Raw genomic sequence first — 3,113 nt, forward strand, 5'->3', positions numbered from 1 at the left:
GAATAAGAGGATGGACTTGTGCTGAGTGTGGCACATGGCATGATAGAGATATCAATGCTGCTAAGAACATCCTTGCGGTCGGGCTTGACCGTCTAGCTGTAGGAATCCCCTCGGTTTAGCGAGGGGAGGAGGTCAATGACAAGCCAATTATTGTTAAATCTAGTATTGATAAACCTCGTATTAAAATCGTCAAGTTTAAAGCGCCATAAATAAGTAAAGGCGATAATATAAATGACGGCCTCACAAAGCTCTTCCACTATGGTGCCACTGAAGGTATTAAATCCTATTTCGTTTTCAGCCAGATATTGCACTATCACTAAAAGGGTTACGATTATATATAGCTTTTTAGGAACCTCTTTTAGCACTGCCCAGACATAGCGCCGCGCATAAATTAATAAACCAAGAGCCGCTAAAGTAATGATCAATAATACTGTGTCCTCCCACCATTCATAGTTTTTACCAAGCCATAAAAAGTCTTCAGGCACTAATAGGTCTGATAAAAAACTCAGTTCTCGGCGAAGAGCAGAGAAGAAGACCAAGATGGAGCCTATCCAAAACGATCGGGCTATATTGAAGCGGCTTTTTATGGCGTACAGAACACAAGGGATGAGGGAGAGGGTAAGTAAAAAAGCCTCAATATATTCGATGAGGCTGTCTTCGGTAATGATAACTATCTCCTTAGTTGCTTTGATAGTAAGTGATGATATAAATAACGGAAGTGTATGCTGTTAACTTTATATAAAATATATTTTTATATTATATTTAATAATAGGGGTTATTATAAATCATACAGTCACTAGAATAAAATCTTTGCTCCTTACTGGAAAGAAACAAATAATCACCTTTGACTAGGGCTAAATTTGCTATGTTTGTGGCCTGCATAATCTTGCCATAATGATAGGATTTGAAACCCCAGAACAATCCAAAAAGACTTAGGAGCCCTCCATGCATGCGAGTGAATTATTTAATTTAACGGATAAGACAGCCATTGTTACCGGTGGGGCAAATGGTATCGGTAAGGCCACTGCGATTATGCTAGCCAAGCATGGGGCCAATATTGTTATTGCTGACTTAAAATTAGAAGACGCCCAAGCTACTGCCAAAGAGATTGAAGCACTAGGGGTAAAGGCACTGGCTATTGAATGTAATGTGTTAAAAGATGAGCACTTGGTGAGGTTAACGGAAGAAACGGTCAAGCAGTTTGAAGCCATTCACATTTTAATTAACAATGCTGGCGGTGGAGGCGGTGGTCGTGAGAACCCATTTAAGATAGACGTTGATGACATTAAGCGTGATTTTGAGCTAAATGTCTTTAGTGGTTGGCGCTTGTGTCAATTGGTGGTGCCTCATATGAAAAAAGCTGGCTACGGCTCAATTGTATTTACCACCTCCATGTCGAGTATTAATAAGAGCCCAAATATGAGCGGCTATGGAGGCTCAAAAGCGGCCGTAAATCATATGGTTGCTAATTTAGCGCAGGACTTTGGTCCTGAGGTTCGTATTAACGCTGTAGGCCCAGGGGCTACTAAGACAGCAGCGTTGGAGAGCGTCTTAACGCCAGAGATTGAAGAGACCATGTTGCAGCATACCCCCATTAAGCGTTTGGGCAGTGCTGATGATATTGCAGGAGCCATGTTATACTTTGCCGCGCCAATTTCTGAATGGGTCAGTGGCCAGACTTTATTTGTCAATGGTGGCGGTGTTCAAACCTTAGAATAGTCCGCTGATGATTTATAAAGAGCCAGATTAATGAGAGCAGGCTAAGCGCAGTTAGTGCTCAATAAACCATTGATTTATAAAACCGGTTTGAACTAAAAGGTTTCCATAAAAAAGTTATGTTAAAAAAAATTATCCCCACTATTGTGAGTTTAGGTCTACTTGCAGGTTGCAACTCTAATGTTGAAAATACGGTTAGTGTTGAGCCTAAGGCGACTAAAGTTACCAGGGCTCACTTGTATTATAACGGTGATATTATTCCCATGAATACCCACCAGCCCAGTACGGTTGAGGCGGTGGTTGAGCAAGGGGGTAAAATTGTTTATGTGGGTAACTTGGAAAAAGCCAAAGATCAGTTTACTGACATTGAGCAGGTGGATCTAAAAGGCAAAACCTTACTGCCAGGATTTATAGACCCACACAGCCATTTTGGTATGGTGTCTAATACCATGGGGCAAGTGGATTTAAACTCTCCTCCTGTGGGCAATATTTCTAGTATAGAACAAATGTTAGCGGCCTTAGTGGCTTATAAAAAGGATAATAATATTGCTGACGGAGAGTGGGTATATGGTTGGGGCTATGATGAAAGCCAATTAACTGATAAGCGTCACCCTACCAAGATGGAGCTTGATAAGGCCCTTCCCAACAATCCAGTATATATTCAGCATGCCAGTGGTCATATGGGGGTTGCTAATTCCCTTGCGCTTGAAAAAATGCAGGTTTCTGCAGAGACCAAAAATCCAGAAGGGGGCATGATTGGTCGATTGCCAAATTCAAGTGAACCCAGTGGGCTAGTGCAAGAGACGGCGATGTATTCTTTCGTTGGTCATATGCTGCAAGTGCTCAACAGTAAACAGGCTGAGTTCTTTGACCAAACTCAAGATTTTTATGCTGAGAAGGGCATTACGACCGCGCAAGATGGGATGACGGATAGAGAGGCGATTCGCTTCTTCCAGTCTCAAGCCGACCAAGGTAGATTGAAAATTGACTTGGTATCGCTGGCAGGTTTTAGTGAGCTAGAGAGCAACCTAAAAGACTCAGAGCTTAAATTTAAAGACTATAAAAACGGTTTTAAAGTCCAAGGCACTAAGATTATCGCTGATGGCTCACCCCAAGGTAAGACCGCCTACTTTACTCAGCCTTATCTAGGGCGTGTCCTCAATTTAACTTACAGTGAATAATAGTACAGGCTAGGTAAAGCATAGATTTAAAATTGCGTGCTAGCTTTTCATAGCGTGTTGCTATACTGCGAAAATGCTTTAATCGAGCGAACATATTTTCAACTAGATGGCGTAATTTATAAAGGTAACTGTCAAACTCTGGGTTAGGTTGTTTCGTATTTTTTCTTCTAGGAATAACCGCTTTCATGCCATGTTCTATCGCTTTATCTCTGATTT

Annotated in this window: 5 protein-coding genes; 3 read left to right on the forward strand and 2 right to left on the reverse strand. The window is 41.5% G+C overall.

All coding sequences use genetic code 11. The features are described 5' to 3' along the window. A partial coding sequence (locus A1019T_RS09945) for a zinc ribbon domain-containing protein (RefSeq protein ID WP_143514067.1) occupies positions 1-119 on the forward strand: 119 nt, incomplete at its 5' end. Here the strand turns inward: A1019T_RS09945 and A1019T_RS09950 are convergent. Beyond that, positions 93-485 carry a hypothetical protein gene (locus tag A1019T_RS09950; RefSeq protein WP_143514107.1) on the reverse strand — a complete coding sequence of 131 codons (393 nt, stop codon included), beginning with the start codon at positions 483-485 and terminating at the stop codon, positions 93-95. The two genes, A1019T_RS09945 and A1019T_RS09950, sit on opposite strands and share 27 nt — an antisense overlap. Positions 486-945: 460 nt before the next feature. Here A1019T_RS09950 and A1019T_RS09955 point away from each other — a divergent pair, with 460 nt between their 5' ends. After that, positions 946-1,719, forward strand: coding sequence for a glucose 1-dehydrogenase (locus A1019T_RS09955; RefSeq protein ID WP_077451514.1), 774 nt, complete (start codon positions 946-948; stop codon positions 1,717-1,719). A 116-nt stretch (positions 1,720-1,835) separates the two neighbouring features. Next, on the forward strand, positions 1,836-2,897 hold the full coding sequence (locus A1019T_RS09960) for an amidohydrolase (protein ID WP_244156624.1): 1,062 nt from the start codon (positions 1,836-1,838) through the stop codon (positions 2,895-2,897). Here the strand turns inward: A1019T_RS09960 and A1019T_RS09965 are convergent. Next, positions 2,875-3,113 (reverse strand): transposase (locus tag A1019T_RS09965; RefSeq protein WP_077449957.1); only part of this gene is annotated, 239 nt, incomplete at its 5' end. The two genes, A1019T_RS09960 and A1019T_RS09965, sit on opposite strands and share 23 nt — an antisense overlap.

Origin of the sequence: Psychrobacter piechaudii (genome assembly GCF_900162825.1) — a bacterium.
In the GTDB taxonomy this organism is placed as follows: Bacteria; Pseudomonadota; Gammaproteobacteria; order Pseudomonadales; family Moraxellaceae; genus Psychrobacter; species Psychrobacter piechaudii.

Bases quoted from the DNA above. Each gene is read 5' to 3' on its own strand.
- A1019T_RS09955 (WP_077451514.1), top strand. From the start codon at position 946: ATGCATGCGAGTGAATTATTTAATTTAACGGATAAGACAGCCATTGTT.
- A1019T_RS09960 (WP_244156624.1), top strand. From the start codon at position 1,836: ATGTTAAAAAAAATTATCCCCACTATTGTGAGTTTAGGTCTACTTGCA.